The organism is Paraburkholderia sp. BL23I1N1, assembly GCF_003610295.1.
GTDB lineage: Bacteria > Pseudomonadota > Gammaproteobacteria > Burkholderiales > Burkholderiaceae > Paraburkholderia.
On sequence record NZ_RAPV01000001.1, the window covers coordinates 4,342,204 to 4,360,645 of the forward strand.

General features: G+C 59.5%; 14 protein-coding genes and 1 pseudogene. 10 read left to right on the forward strand and 5 right to left on the reverse strand.

The genetic code is table 11. From position 1 onward, the window contains the following. Window positions 1–62 precede the first annotated feature (62 nt). Entirely contained in the window at window positions 63–941 is an 879-nt protein-coding gene (locus B0G76_RS20265; RefSeq protein ID WP_120294148.1) for an NmrA/HSCARG family protein, read from the reverse strand. 115 nt (window positions 942–1,056) lie between these two features. Between B0G76_RS20265 and B0G76_RS20270 the strand changes: the two genes are divergently transcribed. The 4 genes from B0G76_RS20270 to B0G76_RS20285 all read left to right on the forward strand — a co-directional run bounded on the left by B0G76_RS20270 (window position 1,057) and on the right by B0G76_RS20285 (window position 7,401). Next, the gene (locus B0G76_RS20270) at window positions 1,057–1,938 is read left to right on the forward strand and encodes a LysR family transcriptional regulator (protein WP_120294149.1); all 882 of its coding nucleotides are present in this window, start codon (window positions 1,057–1,059) and stop codon (window positions 1,936–1,938) included. A 208-nt stretch (window positions 1,939–2,146) separates the two neighbouring features. Then, on the forward strand, window positions 2,147–4,072 hold the full coding sequence (locus B0G76_RS20275; RefSeq protein ID WP_120294150.1) for an SMP-30/gluconolactonase/LRE family protein: 1,926 nt from the start codon (window positions 2,147–2,149) through the stop codon (window positions 4,070–4,072). 96 nt (window positions 4,073–4,168) lie between these two features. Further along, window positions 4,169–4,438, forward strand: coding sequence for a hypothetical protein (locus B0G76_RS42505; RefSeq protein ID WP_147394068.1), 270 nt, complete (start codon window positions 4,169–4,171; stop codon window positions 4,436–4,438). Window positions 4,439–5,040: 602 nt separating this feature from the next. After that, window positions 5,041–7,401, forward strand: coding sequence for a hypothetical protein (locus B0G76_RS20285; protein ID WP_147394069.1), 2,361 nt, complete (start codon window positions 5,041–5,043; stop codon window positions 7,399–7,401). 183 nt (window positions 7,402–7,584) lie between these two features. On the opposite strand, the gene B0G76_RS20290 is transcribed toward B0G76_RS20285, so the two are convergent. Together B0G76_RS20290 and B0G76_RS20295 are read right to left on the reverse strand one after the other, a co-directional pair. Further along, a complete protein-coding gene (locus B0G76_RS20290) occupies window positions 7,585–8,229 on the reverse strand; it encodes a transcriptional regulator (protein ID WP_120294153.1) in 645 nt (214 codons plus the stop codon). Between the two features lie 71 nt (window positions 8,230–8,300). Then, window positions 8,301–9,272 (reverse strand): ornithine cyclodeaminase family protein, encoded by a 972-nt coding sequence (locus tag B0G76_RS20295; RefSeq protein ID WP_120294154.1) that lies wholly within the window; start codon window positions 9,270–9,272, stop codon window positions 8,301–8,303. A 242-nt stretch (window positions 9,273–9,514) separates the two neighbouring features. Here B0G76_RS20295 and B0G76_RS20300 point away from each other — a divergent pair, with 242 nt between their 5' ends. The 3 genes and pseudogenes from B0G76_RS20300 to B0G76_RS20310 all read left to right on the forward strand — a co-directional run bounded on the left by B0G76_RS20300 (window position 9,515) and on the right by B0G76_RS20310 (window position 12,070). Beyond that, window positions 9,515–10,303 (forward strand): ABC transporter substrate-binding protein, encoded by a 789-nt coding sequence (locus tag B0G76_RS20300; protein ID WP_120294155.1) that lies wholly within the window; start codon window positions 9,515–9,517, stop codon window positions 10,301–10,303. Window positions 10,304–10,441: 138 nt separating this feature from the next. Continuing rightward, a complete protein-coding gene (locus tag B0G76_RS20305) occupies window positions 10,442–11,683 on the forward strand; it encodes an FAD-binding oxidoreductase (protein WP_120294156.1) in 1,242 nt (413 codons plus the stop codon). A gap of 91 nt (window positions 11,684–11,774) precedes the next feature. Then, a pseudogene (locus tag B0G76_RS20310) lies at window positions 11,775–12,070 on the forward strand (Lrp/AsnC family transcriptional regulator). A 22-nt stretch (window positions 12,071–12,092) separates the two neighbouring features. Here B0G76_RS20310 and B0G76_RS20315 read toward each other — a convergent pair. Next, entirely contained in the window at window positions 12,093–12,392 is a 300-nt protein-coding gene (locus B0G76_RS20315; protein WP_259460653.1) for a cupin domain-containing protein, read from the reverse strand. A gap of 238 nt (window positions 12,393–12,630) precedes the next feature. Between B0G76_RS20315 and B0G76_RS20320 the strand changes: the two genes are divergently transcribed. From B0G76_RS20320 to B0G76_RS20330, 3 genes are all read left to right on the forward strand, one after another. After that, a complete protein-coding gene (locus B0G76_RS20320; protein ID WP_120294157.1) occupies window positions 12,631–14,208 on the forward strand; it encodes an amidase in 1,578 nt (525 codons plus the stop codon). Window positions 14,209–15,162: 954 nt separating this feature from the next. Beyond that, window positions 15,163–15,870 (forward strand): dienelactone hydrolase family protein, encoded by a 708-nt coding sequence (locus B0G76_RS20325; RefSeq protein ID WP_120294158.1) that lies wholly within the window; start codon window positions 15,163–15,165, stop codon window positions 15,868–15,870. Window positions 15,871–16,121: 251 nt separating this feature from the next. After that, complete coding sequence (locus B0G76_RS20330; protein WP_120294159.1) at window positions 16,122–17,708, forward strand: S9 family peptidase; 1,587 nt, start codon at window positions 16,122–16,124, stop codon at window positions 17,706–17,708. A gap of 102 nt (window positions 17,709–17,810) precedes the next feature. Here B0G76_RS20330 and B0G76_RS20335 read toward each other — a convergent pair whose 3' ends face one another. Next, window positions 17,811–18,413 carry a phosphatase PAP2 family protein gene (locus B0G76_RS20335; protein WP_120294160.1) on the reverse strand — a complete coding sequence of 201 codons (603 nt, stop codon included), beginning with the start codon at window positions 18,411–18,413 and terminating at the stop codon, window positions 17,811–17,813. Between the last annotated feature and the right edge of the window lie 29 nt (window positions 18,414–18,442).

Consider the following 18,442-nt stretch of genomic DNA (forward strand, 5'->3'; position numbering starts at 1 on the left):
CAGCCCTGCCCGTTTGCATGCGCGCAAATCTTTCGATAGCGCCTTTCAGTCATCCTGATCAATTAGCTATTCGCCCACGTTGCGGCCGTGGCAGTCGCGAAGTCCCGGTAGGATCTTGGCTGCCGCCCGAGCAGCGCGGCCAGGCGATCGACTTCGGATTTCGAAGCGACTGCGCCGTCCTGTTGATACCGGCGCATCATCAGGCGCATGTCGTAGGCGAGCCAACCCGGCGCGACCGCCTTGAGACGCTGTTCGAGGATGTCGAGATCGTCGCCCCCGTAGCGAACCGGACGTCCCAGCGCCTCGGCCCAGATCGCGGCGATGGTGTCCGAAGTCAGCGCGTCAGGACCGACGAGTTCGTACGTTTCACGCGGCAGCGGCCTGGCGGCGCGCTCGCGGCGCAGGAGTTCGCGTGCAGCGGCTTCGCCGATATCGCGGACATCGACCATGGAAATGCCCTTGCCGCCAATCGGCATGCCGTAGACGCCGTGCGTCAGCAGCGGGTCTTTCTGCCGGACGTCGTTCTGGATGAAATAGGCGGGACGCAACACCGTCGCCGGCAGGTCGCTGTGCTCGATCATGCGTTCGACGGTGTACTTGCCGGTGAAGTGAGGCACGTCGACGTACTCCGCACCCTTGAAAACCGACAGATAAACGATGCCTTTCACCCCGGCTTCCCGTGCGACGCTCAGGGTCTGCAGGGCCTGTGTCAATTCGTCCGCGGCGTTGGGGGCCAGCAGGAACAACGTGCTGACACCGTTCATTGCGCGCCGCACGGCGTCGAGGTCGGACAGGTCGCCTTTGACCGCGGTGACGCCTTCCGGGAATTGGGCCTTTTCCGGCGAGCGGGTCAGTGCCCGCACTTCGGCGCCGCTGTCGTTCAAATGGTTGAGAACCTGCGTGCCGATCACGCCTGTGCTGCCCGTTACGAGGATTGCCATGATTTTCTCCTGGGGTTGAATGGACTAGGTAAGTCCGTGAGATGAACAATATTCGTTCCATTGTTTGATCGAAAGTGCCAGAATCAAGACATCTCGTCTCGTATATGGAACGATCATGGATTTGACGTCGCTGGCAGATTTCAATGCCGTCGCCTTGCATGGCGGGTTTGGGCCGGCCAGTCGCGCGCTCGACCGCCCCAAGGCCACGCTGTCGCGGCGTGTGGCCGAACTGGAGGAAGAACTCGGCGTGCGGCTGATCGAGCGGGGCGCACGGAGGCTGCGCCTGACCGAGGAAGGTCTTGCACTCCACGAGCGCACGCGGGGGCTCATGACGGAGATTCAGGAGGCGGGCGAGGCGGTCGCGTCGCGCGCACCGGTGCCGCGCGGGCGCTTGCGCATCAGCGCGCCGGTCGTTTTCGCGCATGTGCAGCTATGCCAGATCGCTGCGCGCTTTGCGCTGGCCTATCCACAAGTCGAACTCGAAATCATTGCGGAGGACCGCGTCGCGGACCCTGTGGAGGACGGCTACGACCTGGTGATCCGGATCGATCCACCGCGTGACGAGCAACTTGTCGGTCGGCGGATTCTCGGTGACGAGCGCCTTGTGGTGGCGTCGCCAACGATGTCGGTTCCGAAGATGCCCGCAAGCGAAGCCGATGCGCTTCAGGTACCGGCGGTCATGTCGTTAGCGGCGCCGCCTGGCGTCCTCTGGAATATGCGAAAGGAGGGCGGCGGCGTGAGCGTGATCGAGCCGAAGCCGGTGCTGCGGATGTCATCGTTGTTGATGGTGCGCGAGGCGGTGTTGCAAGGAGTAGGCGCGGCGCTCCTGCCTCGCTTGCTGGTCGAGCAGGATGTGCAAGCGGGACGGCTCGTTTGCTGGGGAGCGGAAGCGGGTTCGCCCGTGGAAATCTGGGCACTTTATAGTTCGCGCCGTTTGTTAAGCGCCAAGGTCCGCGCGTTCATGGATATGCTGAAACCGGACATAGCCACGTTCTGACTTAGATTCAGACGGACCGCTCCATGAACAGGGCAGCGCGCAGAAGCTTGCCGCTCGAAACACGCACGACACGCAATGGTAATAACTTGAGCGATACTCGCGAACTCGCGGATGGCCGGCAAAAATATGCTTGCCGAATATCCCACGTTTCACTCGATGATTTTCGGTGGTTGATTATCGAGGGACGACTGTCAGGAGAGGATCACTCATGGTTAAAAAACGAATTCGTGCCGCGCTGCTTGGCGCAGTGATCGCCGCGATCACCCTGATTGCGCCAGCGTGTCAGGCGCAATACACCACCGACTGGCTGGCGAATACATTCGGAACGCTTGCCACCCACGTGGGCAATACCGCGCGCTCCATGTGGGTCGCGCCCGAAGGCGTGATCTATACGGCTTCCCTATGGGATGAAAACACGGGTGGTGTCGCGATCTACCAGAACGGCAAGAGCCTCGGCACCATTGGCATCAATAGCGAATTTCAGGGTGGGGCCATCACGGGGAATGCCACGTCGATCTTCGCCGCGTTGCAGTACAGCACCGTGTACGGCAGCGGAGCGGTGGGACGATACAACCGCGCGACCCAGAAGCGTGATCTCCTCATTCCCGTGAGCACCTGGACCGCCGTCAGGCGGGCCGATGTCATCACCGGACTTGCAACAACCGGCTCGCTCCTCTATGCAAGCGATTTTTTGGGTAATCGTGTTCGCGTCTTCACGACCGACGGCGCGTGGCAGCAGGACATCAACGTATCGAGTCCGGGCGCGCTCGCTTTGGATGGTGCGGGAAATCTTTGGGTAGCACAGCAAAGCGCGGCCACGATCGTGGAATTCAGTCCGGCCGGTGCAACGCTTAACACGATCCAGATGCCCGCGGCCTCGCGGCCGTCCGCGCTGTACTTCGATGCATCGTCAGGACAGCTCATGGTGGGCGATCAGGGTCCCGACATGAATATCAAGCTCTACAACATTTCGGGTACGCCGACCCTGGTCGGCACGTTCGGCATTCAGGGCGGCTATCTCGACACCACCACCGGCATCAAAGGCCAGGTTGGCGACAAGCGCTTCACGCGTGTTGTCGGCATCGGCAAAGACACAGCCGGCAACCTGTATGTGCTCAACAACCCATGGGGCGGAGGCTGGGACCTCGGGCGCAATGGCGGCACCGACATTCACGCGTATGACAGCGCCGGTAATTTGCAATGGAAGCTTCAGTCTCTCAACTTCGAGGCAGTCGGAGCGCCTGACCCGGTTACGGACGGCGCCTATTTCTATGGCGGCGCTCACATTTACACCGGCACGGCTGGCGGCACCTTCGTCGCGAATACCGTCGACCCGTTCAGCTATCCTTCCGATCCACGCCTGAACATGAACGATACGCAGCGTGACGAGCATTTTGGTCAACTCGTCAGCGTCGGCGGAAACCGGATTCTTGTTGCGTCGGGCCAGAACCCGGGCATCTTTTACTTTTTCCATTTCAACGCGGCGAGCGGTTACATCGCCATTCCGGACGCGTCGATTCCAGGTCCCGCATTCAATACGACCCGGCAGGTCACGGGCGGATTTTGTATCGATAGCAGGGGAGACGTGTGGGCCGGTCTCGACAGAACGAATCACATCTACCACTACCCGCTAACCAGCTTCGATGGCGAAGGCAAACCGACATGGGGGCCGGGTGTCGCCATCTCCATTCCGCAGAGCATCCGGCCGTTGACACGCATCATCTACCTGCCTGAGAGCGACACCATGATTCTCGCGCAAGGCGTCGCCGGGAGCTGGGACTGGACCGCGATACAATCCAGGATCGAGGTGTATCACGGCTGGGGGGCGGGCAACACCACAAAGCCTAATCCGGTGATCAACCTCACGAGCGTCAATCCCAAGTCGATCACGGCCGCAGGCAATTATCTTTTTGTCGGCTACGTGCATACGACGCCCAACATCGACGCCTTCAATCTCACGACGGGTAACCTCGATACGACGCTGAACAACTCGAGTGCGGGTACGGTGGACGTGGGCAATGACGTGGATTCTATGTACGGCATCAGGGCATACCTTAGATCGGCCGGTGAGTACGTGATCACGAAAGACAACTACAACGGTTCCAGCATGATTGTTTATCGCTGGACGCCTTGAGCGGCTTATGTGCGGTGTATGTGCGGTTTATGTGCGGGTTATGTGCGGGTTATGGTCAGACGAAAAAGGTTCGGTGCGCATTCCACGCTTCGTAGAATGCGCACCGTTCAGTTCCCGATTCCTACGCATCTACCGTTCACTCGTATTGATATTAATAATATAAAAACGCCGCGCCGTTCTTTACCACGGCTGATTTATTTTTCATCGAGGAAAGTCAAAGATTTGCGTTTTCCGCGCTCCCCTGAGGCAGAGATTTTCCGTTTCCCACCCTTTGGAAAATCGTCGGGAGCGTTTCCCGGAAAATTCTTTGAACTACTACTTATCATCCGTGGTCGTGGTCACGTTACACAGATGAAACGTTTATAATTCGTCTGCCAAAAAACTTGCTGTAAGTAATGCCGAGCACGCACCGGAAACCGCATCGAGCAAGTAAAGCTTGCGTGGACCGGTGTTTCCGTGGCGCTGGATCGGCGTCTCTCACACGTACGGGTTGCGAATGAGTCGAGCGACTTTAACGCTACCTGTCACCGATTTTCACAGGCGTTGCATTGCCGGAATTGGGCTCGAAACCTAATTAGTTTCGAGTTACGAATACGCCTGCCCTGTTCTGGATTTACCTCGACAAAAATCGAGGCAGCCGGGTTCGCCGTAGATCATTGATAGAACTTCATCACGAAAATTTCATGGTTAATAGTAAGGATACCGTAATAGTTATCTGTTGACCAATGATGGATCGGAATGTTGAGCGCGCTGTCGCCTGGTAGCGATCAGTGTGCGTTCGAATGCCTCGCGATGTCTGCCAGCGGAGATCGGCACATCGGAGGCGCCAGCTTCATCAGCAATGAGCGCAATCATCGCGTTCGCCGCTTCACCTCTCTCTGTACTCAAAAGAACGCCAAAGCGGACGGCTCAGATCGATCTTGCTCAATCCTCGGGGATAACCTGCTTTTTAGCGATACATACGGACAATGACGAGAAATCTCAAACTTCTTGGGGTTGCGGCAGCAACAGTCTTTGCATGGTTTGGCGCAGAAAACGCGCAGGCCGCAACGAGCACCATCACCGTCGCAGGACAGCAATACAAGTTGTGCGCACAAGAGAACGGCACCTGCAAATTCCTCGGAACAGCCTCGGTGGTGTTTGGTTCGGTCCCGCCCAACTCGCCGTCGGTCATGCTGACGGCCCCCGCGACCTTTAGCAATGGCGTTGGATGCTATGTCGGCGCGGTCTCGCAGGTAGACCCCGCATTCGGCTATGGCAAATCGTGCTGGGTGAAAGCGGTTGCCGCTAGCCCGACGCCTGCGCCTGCGCCTGCGCCGACACCAACGCCGACTCCGACTCCGACTCCGACTCCGACTCCGACTCCGACTCCGACTCCGACTCCGACTCCGACTCCGACTCCGACTCCGACTCCGACTCCGGCACCGGCACCGGCACCGGCACCGGCACCGACTCCCACGCCGACGCCGACTCCGGCACCAACTCCGACGCCGACGCCGACGCCGACGCCAACTCCGACTCCCACGCCGACACCGACGCCATCCCCAAGCAGCTCGACCCTCTCGTGCAGCACGCCCACCCACACGGCTGGCGGAAACGCCAACGGAGTGATCAGCGCCGACACCCCGACCACCGACGGCCTGCGCATTTTCCAGAACAACGCACCGTTCAAGCTGGTGATCACGACGAACGCGCCGAGCGCGGATACCGTCGTCTGGTCTGTCGCAGACTCGAATGGCGCGATCAAGACGCAGGGTAGTTTTGCAGTGAGCGCCGGTGTGCAAACCAACTCGATTCCGTGTACGTCGACGTGGTCAGGCTATGGCGCACTCACCGCGACGCTACGCTCGAACGGCGGCACGTTGCCGAACACCGGAACGCGTCCGGTGGGGATCGCGACGTTCGGCGTGTTGCCGAACCTGACGTCGGTGCTGGGCACCGTCACGTATGCGCATCAGGATCAGCACCGTTTCGGCATGCAGGGTTTCAACGGCAACATTGCCGCGCTGCATGATCTGGGCATCTCGTGGACTATCGACGACCGCGAAGTATCGGCCATGGAACCCAACGGTCCCAACACGTACACGCCGAACGTGAACGACCTCGATCCATTCTATAAGGCCAATCCTGACCAGATGCGCATCGTGCGTCTCGATGGGCTGCCTGCATGGGATTCGAAAACGGGTCAATTCAACGACAGCTACTATGCGCCGTCGAACATGCCCGAGTTCCAGAGCTTTATGGCCAAGGTCGGTACCGATACGAGCCTGATCCGCGCTGCGAACTACCCGAACCAGCAAAAGAACTACTATCAGGTGACGTGGGAGCCGAGCCTCGGCTGGGCGGATAGCGACGCGAATTTCGTCGCCATGTATAAGGCCGCTTACCAGGGCATCCACTCGACCGATCCGAACGCTGTCGTGATGGGTACTGGTAACCCGTTCCCTTCGAATTGCGACACTTGCACCACCGGCTATCTGCAGAAGTTCGGTGCGTTGGGCCTGTGGAATTACATCGACGCAGTGTCAACGCATGGCTACTGGAATGCCGGCACGTTTCCAGCTCATCCGCCTGAATTGCAGGACTCCGATCCGGATCCGGCGAATCAGGCAAACGCGCTCGACAACCAGATGACGCAGTTGCGTTCGGTGATGCAGGCGGGCAAGCCGAACATGAAGCTGTTCTTCACCGAAGCCGGCACGAGCTACGACCCGGGTCTCAACTACGGCCCCACGGTGCCGTCGCAGAACCAGTTGTTTGCTCATGCCGCGGTTGGCGTGCGCTCGCACATCATCGTGCTGGGCGGTGGCGCACAGTTGACGACGTTGTTCTATGGTCCTGACTATCCGGGCGAAGTGGGCTACGGCTCGTTCTTCGACCTGAATGACGCTCAAGGCGCGTTCGGTGCGTCGAACCTCTCGCCGAAGCCGGAAGCGATGGCCTTCGCCACAATGACGCGTGCGCTGGATGGCACGAACACATTGGGCCGGGTCACGGGTACGCCGTCCGGAACCTTCGCGTATGCGTTCCAGCAACTCGGTAACGGCAAGGTGGTGACTGCTGCCTGGGCGCATAGCAATGCGCAGTGGCCTGCAAGCAGCGGTCTTTATAGCCAGACCTACTCGACGAGCTATTCGCTTCAGGTTGACGGCGCTGGTACGTCGGGCAATGTGACGAAGATCGACAGTTACGGCAATATCAGTACGCTTGCCTATACCAACGGCAAAGTCACGCTGACCCTCACCGAAGTGCCGCAGTACATCGTCTCGAACAACGCCACGGTTGCCAAAGCCAATGCGACTGTTCCGGTCGGGTATACCGGCCAATAAGGGGCCAATAAGAGCCAATAAGGCTGGGTAGTATCGACGCGCCGCCGATGAGTGTGGCGGCGCGTCGATCACCCTGTTTTAACCAGGAGCCAGTCACTCGGGGCTCGTTGCAAATGCAACGACCTGGTGGCGCAACGGCACCGTCGCCACAATCAGAGGCTCGCAGCCTCAATCCACGCCTTCTCAGGCCGCTCCGTCTCGCAGATCTCTAATGTGCTGATAGACGGTTGCACGCCCCATCCCCAGCACGTTTGCCACATAATTTGCGGCACTTTTCCCCTTGAACGCGCCTTCTGCCCAAAGGGCTTCGACCAGTTCGCGACGATGGTCGCGGGTCAGCGAGTTCAGCGCCAGTTGACGCTCCTGAAGCCATGCATGAAGGAACGTGTTGATTCGTTCCTGCCAGTCGTCCTTGAACAATTCCTCGGGCTGCTTGACCACGCCAGCGCCCGAGATTACGCGGTCGATAACATGCTTCATGTCCTCGAAAACCGCAATGTTGTAGTTCACGCACATCACGCCAACGGCAACGCCCGCGTCGTCGAAGAGAACCGTGCTGACGCAACGCATCCGCCGGCCGTCCCAGTTGATTTTCTCGTATGGACCGATCGTGCCTGACTCCACCGAATGGTCGATTTCTTCGAGTGCCGATTCGTCGCCCAGTTCGCGCTTGGAGAGGTTATTGGCTATGTAGGCAACAGTCTGGCTTTGCAGGTCATGAATGACGATTTCAACGTAGGGAAAAAAGAGCAGTGCGATACCATCCGCGACACGGCCGTATCGATCCAGAAGAAGTTTGCGTGCGGCCGTTGTTTTTGTCTTTCGCATAGAGATGGGTGAAATTCCAGTTTTCGGGAAGTCTGCAACGTGTTGCAGCTACCGTGCTGCGAACCCGTATCTTAATCGTTGCGCTGCCCGTCTATGTACCTGAATAGTCCGTTGGCGATCGCCACGTCTTCAAGTCCGAGTCCAATCGAGCGGAAAAAAACGTGCTTTTTCCAGGAGGGTTTTCTGGCTGTGCCGGACACCAGTTCAGGCAAATCGCCGAGTACGCTTTGCGGCGACCAGTCATGTAACTGCGCCGCCAATTTCATTTCCCCCGCGCTGGCAGGCGTGGTTTGCCGGTAGTCGCAATAGACATCCATGTCTCGAAGCCACGCGGGCGGAATTTCGTGAGCATTCGCGACGTTCGTGCTGATCGACGTAATGAGCGCCGGCTTCGTCAGCATGTTTTCCGACAGTACCGGCGTGCCTGAGGACGTGCACAACGCCACCACATCGGCATCGCGTACACAGTCTTCGAGCTTGCTGCAAACCAGCACGCGATCGTCTAGGGCACTGATCGCCGTGCGCATCGCCTCGTTCCCCGCAAGCTCGCGTGAGAACACGTTAATCGAATCCCACGGCCGTAGCGCGGCGAGGTGGCGCAAATGAGCCTGTCCCACCGCACCCGCGCCGACGATGGCGAGCCGGCGCGCGTCGGGCGCCGCAAGGCGATCCACCGCCAGTGCAGTCGCGCCCGCGGTGCGCTCGATGGTGAGCAGACCCGCATCGCACCACATCAAAGGCTGCCCCGTTTCCATCGACATCAATGCGGTCCACGCCGTGATGACCGGTTTCGATTCGGTCACGATGTACGGCGACAACTTGGCCCCGAATACTTTGGCGTCCGCCATGACACCGAGATACGTAATGCAATCGCCGGCGCCTTGCGGAAACGGGGTGAGGGTTTGAGGCGGTTGCACTGCGGCGTCGTTCGCAAGCGCGCGAAACATGCGTGTCAGCGCACCGCGCACATCGAGATGGGGCAGTGCCTGACGCACCGCGTCCTGCTGGACGATCAACGGAAATACCTTGTCTGTGCTGCTCATGGGCCTGTTCTCCAGATCGTTGCCGGCTTGCGGCGTTAGCCCGATTCTAAAGTCAAAAAGTCCAGACTGGACGTTTATTTTTGAAAATCGCTTGCATTTGCGAATGTCCAGAATAGACTGTGGTTCCAGAGCGAGTGTGAGAGGCCGGTTTCCTGTGCGTCTCACGCGGCTTCTCGAGGTTGCGCCGTTAGCGACCGTCCGTGCCCTGAATTCGCGTCCCTTCAACTACATTGGGAACCATCATGTCTCTGAAGCTTTCACTCTCACTTTTCGTCGCTGCAGCGTTAATCGGGTCAGTCGGCACCGCCAGCGCAGAGACTCAAAGCACCTTGCGTTTCGGCATCGAGGCGGCGTATCCGCCGTTCGAAAGCAAGTCGCCGACAGGGCAGTTGCAGGGGTTCGACGTTGACGTCGGCAACGCGGTTTGCGCAAAGATGCGCGTGAAGTGCGAGTGGGTGGAGAATTCGTTCGACGGCTTGATTCCCGCGTTGCAGGCGCGCAAATTCGATGTCATCAATTCCGCGATGAACATCACGGACAAGCGCAAACAGTCCATCGATTTCACGCCGCCGATCTACGTGGTGCCGATCGTGATGGTGGCGAAGCGTGGCTCGCCCTTGCTGCCGGACGTGAAGAGCCTGCAGGGCAAACGCGTCGGCGTGCTGCAGGGATCGACGCAGGAAGATTTCCTCAAGCAGCACTGGGCGAATGCCGGCGTATCGATCGTCTCGTACCAGGACCAGGATCAGGTGTATGCCGACCTCGTTGCCGGTCGCCTCGATGCCGCAGTCCAGGAAGCGCAGACTGTTGAGGATGGTTTCCTGAACAAACCGTCTGGCCATGACTATGCGATTGTCGGCCAGCCGCTCAGCGATCCGGCAACGCTGGGCGAAGGGACCGGCTTTGGCATGCGCAAAGGCGACAAGGCGCTGGCTGGAAAGATCGATGCCGCGCTCGACGCTTTGAAAAAAGACGGTACGCTCAGCAGTCTTTCGCAGAAGTACTTCAAGCGCGACATCATCTCGAAGTAAAGCGGTCATGACCCGGTGCGAGCGGAATTGCACCGGGTGTTCACACCTTGTAGCGAGTTTTTCCGGGCCCGGGCGCGCGTTGTCGAATGCAGGCTCGTGAGTCAGTCATGAGCCAGATAAGGGCATTCGAGCGAGCTTATGGATTTCGATGTGGTCGTGCTGGGAGCCGGGATCGTCGGCGTGTCGTCGGCGCTGCATCTGCAGGATCGCGGACGCCGTGTGGCGCTTGTCGATCGGCGCGGTCCCGGTGAAGAGACCAGTTTCGGCAACGCAGGTCTGATCGAACGGTCGTCAGTAGTCCCTTACGCTTTTCCACGCGATCTCGGTACGCTGCTGCGTTACATGCGCAATCAATCGACCGACCTGTACTGGGACTACAAGGCGTTGCCGTCTTTCGCCACGTGGCTCGCGCGGTTCTGGTGGGCGTCGTCTCCGGAGCGGCTCGAGGCCGCAGCGCGCGACATGCTCCCGTTGATCCGCGAAAGCGTCGCCGAGCACGACATGCTGATCGCGCGTGCGGGTCTCGACAGGCTCGTCCATGACGGTGGATGGCTCGAGGCATTTCGCACGCAGGCGGAATTTGAACAGCAATCGGCCGCCGCCGAAGTCACAGCACGTCAATATGGATTACGCGCAACACCACTCGACGCCGCGCGACTTCTGGCGCGCGAACCTGGCTTGGCGGCTGGATTTTGTGGCGCCCTGCATTGGCGGGACCCGAAAAGTATTTCCAATCCGGGGGCGTTGACGAAGGGATATGCGCGACTGTTCGAGGACGGCGGTGGCACGTTTCTGAACGGAGAGGCGACCACGATACGTCTCGAAGCCAGCGCATGGACCGTGCAGACGTCGCAAGGCAGGATCAGCGCCAAAGAGGTGGTCGTGGCGCTCGGCCCGTGGTCCGACAAGGTTTTTGCGCCGCTTGGATATCGCATCCCGCTGCGCGCGAAACGCGGCTATCACATGCACTACGAGGCCACGCAGGCGATGCTCTCAGTGCCGCTCGTCGACACGGAGCGAGGGTACGTTGTGGCGCCGATGGAGGGCCGCTTGCGCTTGACGACAGGCGTTGAAATCGCCCGGCGCGATGCCCCGCCGACGGGCATTCAACTCGCGCGCGCGGAGCGCATCGCCCGGCCAGTTTTCGGGCTGGGCCGCCGGTTGGACGACGCGCCATGGCTCGGGTTGCGTCCTTGTACGCCAGACATGCGGCCCGTCATTGGGCGCGCGCCTCGCCATCGAGGACTCTGGTTCGCGTTCGGCCACAATCATCACGGATTGACGCTCGGTCCCGTGACGGGCCGGCTGCTGGCGGAAATGATGACGGGCGCCGCGCCTTTCACCGATCCTCATCCGTTTCGTCCTGAGCGGTTCCGGTAAGAAACCGCATCACCGCTGTAGGCCGGGCCGAAGCGACATCGCCCGTTCTGACAACTCAAGAACGTGGCCATCGTTCCCCGACAAAACCACCATGACCAACCTCGATGACATCGACAGGCAGCTCATTTCGCTGTTGCGTGACAACGCACGAATGTCGGTGGTGATACTTGCGAAGCAACTGCGCGTGGTGCGCGCGACGGTGCACAACCGGCTCACGCGCATTGAGGAAAGTGGTGTGATCGTGGGCTATGCGGTGCGGCAGAAACCGGCGGTCGAGGCGCACCGGATTCGTTGGAGAATTTTGATTGGGTGCTCGGCGCGATCCGCTTGATTGACGGAATCGCGAGCACTGAAACCAGTATCTTTCTATCGACGCACAAGATGTGAGGCGGCAGGACGAATCTGGCCTTTATTCGCCATCCCAATAGCCCGCGCTTTTGCCGCCGAGGCCGATCGCGTTGAAGCCGTCAGGACCATCGACCATCGCCGAATATTTGTTCGAATCCGGGTACTCGCAGATCTCCGGCGACTGCTGCGTGCTGATTGCGAGGTAGCGCAGTTCCTGATCGCCCGAATTCACGATCTGGTGTGCTGTCGTTGTGTCGCCGGCTGGGCAGGCGATCACATCACCGGCACGTATCGGATGAAGCGTGTCGCCAATCCGCACCTCGCCCTGTCCACTCAACACGAAAAACATTTCTTCATTCACGCGGTGTTTCCGGATGCGGCGCACGTTCCCGCGAAAGTTCGACGCTTTGTCGATTTCATGCGCGAGTTCCCGGCGCGAAACGAGTAAGCGAGCTGATGATCGCCGCGGGTGGTTTGAAAGGTCGACGCGGGAACGTTTCAGGGAATTTTGGCGAGATAATCTCGCTCAGTTTTGAGCCGCCCGGCGAAGGCCTCACTTTTCGCGCAGCGGTACGACAAACGTCAATTCAAACCTCTCCATGCAACGACGCAGATTCTTCAAATCATTCGGCTTGTTAGCCGCTGGCTTGTTGTCGAAAGGCGCAGGCGCCACTTCGCCGGCAGCGGCACCTGTCGAACATCGTCCATTTATGCTGGGCGGTGAGATGAGCGCTACGCAGGCAACGCGTCACTATCTAGGCCGCATCGAAACGATCGACCGGCGTGGCCCGCGGTTGTGCAGCATGATCGAGCTGAATCCCGATGCCATGCGGATCGCGGCCGCGATGGACGGCGAGCTCAGCGACGGCAAGCGCCGCGGCCCCTTGCATGGCGTGCCCGTCGCCATCAAGGACAACATCGCGACTGGCGACAAGATGGCAACAACGGCAGGTTCGCTTGCCCTCGACGGCGTTCGTGCAACCCGTGATGCCGACCTCGTGCGCCGCCTGCGTGAGGCGGGCGCGGTCATCATCGGCAAGACGAATTTGAGCGAATGGGCGAACATCCGCTCCACGCGCTCCACTAGCGGCTGGAGCGCACGTGGCGGTCTGACGCGCAATCCCTATGCGCTGGACCGGAGTACGAGCGGATCGAGCTCCGGCTCCGCGGCTGCCGTCGCCGCGGGGTTGGCTGCAATGGCGATCGGTACGGAAACAGACGGGTCGATTGTGTCTCCTGCTTCCATCTGCGGAGTGGTCGGTCTCAAGCCAACCGTCGGGCGGATCAGTCGTGACGGCATCATTCCGATTTCACACACGCAGGACACGCCCGGCCCGATTACCCGATCGGTCCGCGACGCGGCGTTGCTGCTTTCGGCGATTGCCGGAATGGACCCGCGTGACCCGCAAACGTCGGCAGCACCCGCGCCGAGCGACTATGTGCAAGCGTTGAACAAGGGCGCGTTGAAGGGTGCCCGGATTGGCGTCGCGCGCGAGTATTTCACGGGCCACGATGAAGTCGATCAGCAGATCGAACTGGCGATCGCGCGACTGCGGCTGCTCGGCGCAGAAGTGATTGATCCGGTCGATTTGCCGCGAGTCAGTTACGACAAGGAGGAGCTCTCCGTATTGCTGTATGAATTCAAACACGATCTGCCGTTGTGGCTCGACACGTTCGCGCCGCATGCTCAGGTTCGCAATCTCGCCGATGTGATGGCTTTCAATCACGCGCATCGCGATCTCGAGCGGCCATACTTCGGCCAGGAACTCTTCGTTCAGGCCGAAGCCCTGGGCGATCTCGATAGCGATGCGTATAAGCGTGCGTTGGCAACCTGCCGCACGCAATCTCGCGATGAAGGATTGGACCGTGTGCTCCGTCAGCATGGTCTGGATGCAATCGTCGCGCCGACTGGCGGGACCGCATGGCTGACCGATTTCATCAATGGCGACAGCAATAATGGCGGCTTTTCAACGCCAGCCGCAGTGGCCGGCTATCCACACCTGACGGTGCCGACCGGGCAAGTGCGTGGTTTGCCGGTCGGTTTGTCGTTTGTCGGGCCCGCCTGGAGCGAGGCGCGGTTACTGGCATTGGGGTATGCGTTCGAGCAGGCGACCCAGTGGCGCAGGGAGCCGCAATTTCTGTCGCGTACCGATGTGCCTCCAATGGTCCGCGATTGAGCAGACCGCAGCGATAGGACGTACAACGTACGGCCAGTGCTTTGAAGACGTCTGCTACTGATCTAAAGCCGCAAGCACGGGGAGAAGCATCAAGCTTCGCCTTAGTCGCCATCAGCCTATTATTCATACAAATAGATGGGCGATATCTTATTCAGAGAAATTAATCGATCCCTTTCTCTCGATTTCGACACGCCGGTTTGTCGGTCGTGACAGTACCCGCCATCAAACCCATATAACGGTATTTATCCGAAGACAATTTAATCTCGCAAAGGTTTGCGGAAGATCTAATTGTTCTATTGAGCTAATTTCTTTAAAAATCAAACGGATGAACGTTCTGCTTCCACAGGTAATCGGCAAAAAAAAGCCGACACATTGTGTCGGCTGAAAAGACTCTGGCGTCCGAGGATTGCATGCCAGAACCTGAGAGACGGTGATCAGTCAATTTTACGGATGCCATTACGGGAAGCGGGCATTTTTGTCGCATACTAAAAATTAACACTTTGGCTGCATCGTTTCGCAGAACTGGGTTATCTTTTAGTATGCTTACTTCGCTGCGGAGAGATCATAAACTAAAAGCATCCACGGAGCATAAATCCGTCAAAAAAATTTGTCGGTCGGGTGCCACCGAATTCAAAGTCGGGGAATCCTCAAGTCGATGTAGGGATTTCCTTAATTGAATTTAATCTCGTCCCAATCTGATGCACTGATCGCAGTGTAAATCTATTCGTCATTATTGCTGATCCGGCTTTCAACAAATGACTGCCGCCTCCAACGACTTCCTCCCATGGCAAGCGCATGATCAAGAAGAAAGCCCGGGTCGAACGACAAAGAACACCCAGGTACGCGTGAAAACAGCGCACGGGATATCGACCGGTCCGAAGCAAAACTTGAGCTCTGCAGAGTGAGGCCCTCTGGCGCTATGCTAGCGGCTTCGCCTACCTCGAGGAGCAACTGATGAAACGGACTACAGGATCGATGATCTCGTTTAACCGCCCTGACGGCAAAGACGTGCAGGGTTATCTGGCGAAGCCGCACAAGCCAGAGGGCGCGCCGGCTATCGTCGTGATTCAGGAGTGGTGGGGTTTGAATGACCAGATTCGCGGCGTGGCGGACCGGCTCGCGCAAGCCGGCTATCTGGCGCTGGTGCCCGATCTCTTTCGCGGTAAATCGACCGTGGAGGAAGAAGAGGCGCACCATCTGTTGGACGGGCTCGACTTCGGCGACGCTGCCACTCAGGACGTGCGTGGCGCCGTCCAGTATCTGAAGCAGCATGCGGCGAATGTCGGTGTGACCGGTTATTGCATGGGTGGTGCGCTCACCTTGCTCGCGCTATGCAATATTCCTGAAGTGTCGGCCGGCGTGGTGTGGTACGGCTTCCCTCCGCTCGAGTACATCGACGCATCGAAAATCAAGGTGCCCGTTCTCGGTCACTGGGCGACCCAAGACGAATTCTTCCCGGCAGAGACGGTCGATGCTTTGGAAGCGAAGCTCACCGCCGCCGATGTCGACGTGGAGTTTCATCGCTATCTTGCGCGCCATGCGTTCGCGAATGAAACGGCAGTTGGGCCGGGCCGTATCGCCAGGACCCAGTTCGATCCGGTGTGGTCGCAGCAGGCCTGGGACCGCACGCTGACGTTCTTCGGCCGCACGCTCTGGAAGTAACGGGTAAGCGCAGGGTAAGCACGAAGCCGCCGCCGCGGGCGAGGCCTTCCTCGACTAGGGGCGGCTCGCGCTGACTCAAATCGACGCCGACACAGAGACTGCGCGCCGAAGCCTCATGAAGCTTTCATTACACAACCCATGAAAGATTGGGCTGGCGGCGCGCCAATCTGTTTACCTATACTCTTTTCACTCTGAAGGCAGCCCAATCGCCGTAACTAATACAAACAAGAACCAATAAGACGGAGCCTCACATGCCTGTAGCGATGCGAAACGCGGCCCTCGTGCTGCTGACATGTTTGACGTTGGGCACCAGTGTTTATGCGCAAGCCGGCTCCGGTTGCGACAAGGGTTGCAACACCCGCGGCCAGCTACTCAATCATCGCGTCACGTTACGGCTCAGTGCCGCGGCGTTTTCGAAATTGCTGGCGTCGAACGCATCCGGTCAGCAACTTGCGCAGATTGCCGGCGCGCCCGCATGCGGCGTGGAGATCGTGACCTTCCGCTACCGGACCATCGGCGGCGCGGGCGAGCCCACTAATGCGAGCGGCGCACTGATGATTCCGGGTGGGCGGTCGGCATCATGTAGCGGGCCGCGTCCGCTGATGCTCTACGCGCACGGTACGACCGCATACCGCAACTACAACATCGCCGATATCACGCAAACTGATCCGGGCAATGGCGACGGTGCCGGGGAGGGCATCAGCGTTGCCGCCATGTATGCGGCCCAGGGCTATATCGTGGTCGCGACCAATTACGCGGGCTATGCCGGCTCCGATCTCACGTACCACCCCTACCTGAACGCCGATCAACAATCCGCCGATGTGATCGACTCGCTTCGGGCGGCGCGGGCCGCACTGAGTGAAGTGAAGCCGGAAAGAAGGACGCGCGAGAACGGCAAGCTCTTCGTCACCGGCTATTCGCAGGGCGGCTTCGTGGCATTGGCGACGCATCGCGCTTTGCAGGCGGCCGGCGTCAAGGTCACGGCATCCGCGCCGGGATCGGGTCCGTACGCGCTTGCCGCCACGGCCGACGCGCTCATCGAAGGCGAGGTGAATCTGGGTTCGACGCTATTCACGACCTTGATCGTGACGGGCTTCCAGCGCGCCTACGAGAACATCTATCGCAAGCCAGGCGACTTCTATGAATCGGCCTATGCCCCGGGCATCGAGAATCTCCTGCCGAGCCTGCAGCCGCTCGATAAGCTATTTGCAAAGGGGAAACTACCCTCGACACAACTCTTCAACAGCGTTCCTCCCGCGCCGGAATATGCGTCGATGACGCCGCCGACTTCGCCGCCTCTCGCACCGCCTTCGCTCACACCTTTGTTTGCTGCCGGATTCGGCAACGCCAATCTCGTGCGCAACGCCTATCGCCTGAGTCTTCTGGAGGACGCCGCGGCCAATCCCGATGGCGCGTTCCCCAACACCACGGTTGCCATGACGCCGGCTGCGAGTCCGATGCACCCGCTGCGCCAGGCGTTCAAGCGCAATGACTTGCGCAACTGGTCGCCGCGAGCGCCGGTTCTGCTGTGCGGCGGCGGTTCGGATCCCACCGTGTTTTTCTTCAACGCACGCATCGAACAGGCTTACTGGCAGAACGCCAAGGTGCCGGCAGGGCTCACGTCCGTGCTGGATGTGGACTCTCCGGTCGCCGGGCCCAACGATCCGTACGCGCCGATCAAGCAGGGTTTTGCCAATGCGAAAGCGACGCTCGCGAATCAGGCTGTTGCGGGTGGTGCAACCGACGGCGGCGCCTCAGCTGTGCTCCAGGCCTATCACGGTGAACTGGTGGCGTCGTTCTGCATGGTTGCCGCCCGGGCCTTCTTCACGAATTTCTGAGTACTGCTGCAGCGCTTGGCGATGCTCGCGGACGCCCGTGCGAATCGCTTAGGGCGTGGGCTTTAATATCGCGTCGGATTTCAACCGCGCGTTCACAGCGGCCTATGAGGACAACCAGCCACGCCCGATCGGCCACGCCAGCAGCTTGCGGTACACCGTGACCAGGCCGCGCGTTACCACGCTGCCGCCTAACTGCCACAACGGTGTGATCAGTAGGTATGCGACACATGCCATGCCGAGGGCGCCCACCATGTCGAGCGGAAAATGGACGCCGACAAACACGCGTGCCCATGCCACCGCGAGACCGGACAGCAGGATCGGCATGCCGTACCGTCTCACGCCCCCCAGCAACAAGCTCAGTGCGATGCAGGCGAATATCGTCCCATGGTCGCTTGGGAACGACGAGTCGGGCGCGTGCTCCAGAAATGTATGGCCGATTCCCATCACGAACGGCCGGGGATGTGGCCAGATCATACCGAGAATCTGATTGAGACCGAGGGCGAGCAGGGTCACGCAAAACGCGCGCACTGCGACTTCACGTTGATGCTCGTTGCCGAAGAGCCATATCGCGATCAGCGAAAGCGGTACGAGATAAATGACGTAATCGGCAATCATTCGCGCCATGTCGATTTGCCAGGCCGGCGTCGACGGCGTTGCGTTGATCATCAGAAAGAGCGCCTGATTGAACGCTTCAAGTGTATTCATGCAGTGGGATTTTTTGAGGGACGTGTGAT

Excerpts from the sequence above, each read along its gene's own strand:
- B0G76_RS20305 (WP_120294156.1), top strand. The coding sequence starts at position 10,442 with ATGGATTTCGATGTGGTCGTGCTGGGAGCCGGGATCGTCGGCGTGTCG.
- B0G76_RS20265 (WP_120294148.1), bottom strand. The coding sequence starts at position 941 with ATGGCAATCCTCGTAACGGGCAGCACAGGCGTGATCGGCACGCAGGTT.
- B0G76_RS20275 (WP_120294150.1), top strand. The coding sequence starts at position 2,147 with ATGGTTAAAAAACGAATTCGTGCCGCGCTGCTTGGCGCAGTGATCGCC.
- B0G76_RS42505 (WP_147394068.1), top strand. The coding sequence starts at position 4,169 with ATGCGCACCGTTCAGTTCCCGATTCCTACGCATCTACCGTTCACTCGT.
- B0G76_RS20285 (WP_147394069.1), top strand. The coding sequence starts at position 5,041 with ATGACGAGAAATCTCAAACTTCTTGGGGTTGCGGCAGCAACAGTCTTT.
- B0G76_RS20335 (WP_120294160.1), bottom strand. The coding sequence starts at position 18,413 with ATGAATACACTTGAAGCGTTCAATCAGGCGCTCTTTCTGATGATCAAC.
- B0G76_RS20320 (WP_120294157.1), top strand. The coding sequence starts at position 12,631 with ATGCAACGACGCAGATTCTTCAAATCATTCGGCTTGTTAGCCGCTGGC.
- B0G76_RS20330 (WP_120294159.1), top strand. The coding sequence starts at position 16,122 with ATGCCTGTAGCGATGCGAAACGCGGCCCTCGTGCTGCTGACATGTTTG.
- B0G76_RS20270 (WP_120294149.1), top strand. The coding sequence starts at position 1,057 with ATGGATTTGACGTCGCTGGCAGATTTCAATGCCGTCGCCTTGCATGGC.
- B0G76_RS20290 (WP_120294153.1), bottom strand. The coding sequence starts at position 8,229 with ATGCGAAAGACAAAAACAACGGCCGCACGCAAACTTCTTCTGGATCGA.
- B0G76_RS20295 (WP_120294154.1), bottom strand. The coding sequence starts at position 9,272 with ATGAGCAGCACAGACAAGGTATTTCCGTTGATCGTCCAGCAGGACGCG.
- B0G76_RS20325 (WP_120294158.1), top strand. The coding sequence starts at position 15,163 with ATGAAACGGACTACAGGATCGATGATCTCGTTTAACCGCCCTGACGGC.
- B0G76_RS20300 (WP_120294155.1), top strand. The coding sequence starts at position 9,515 with ATGTCTCTGAAGCTTTCACTCTCACTTTTCGTCGCTGCAGCGTTAATC.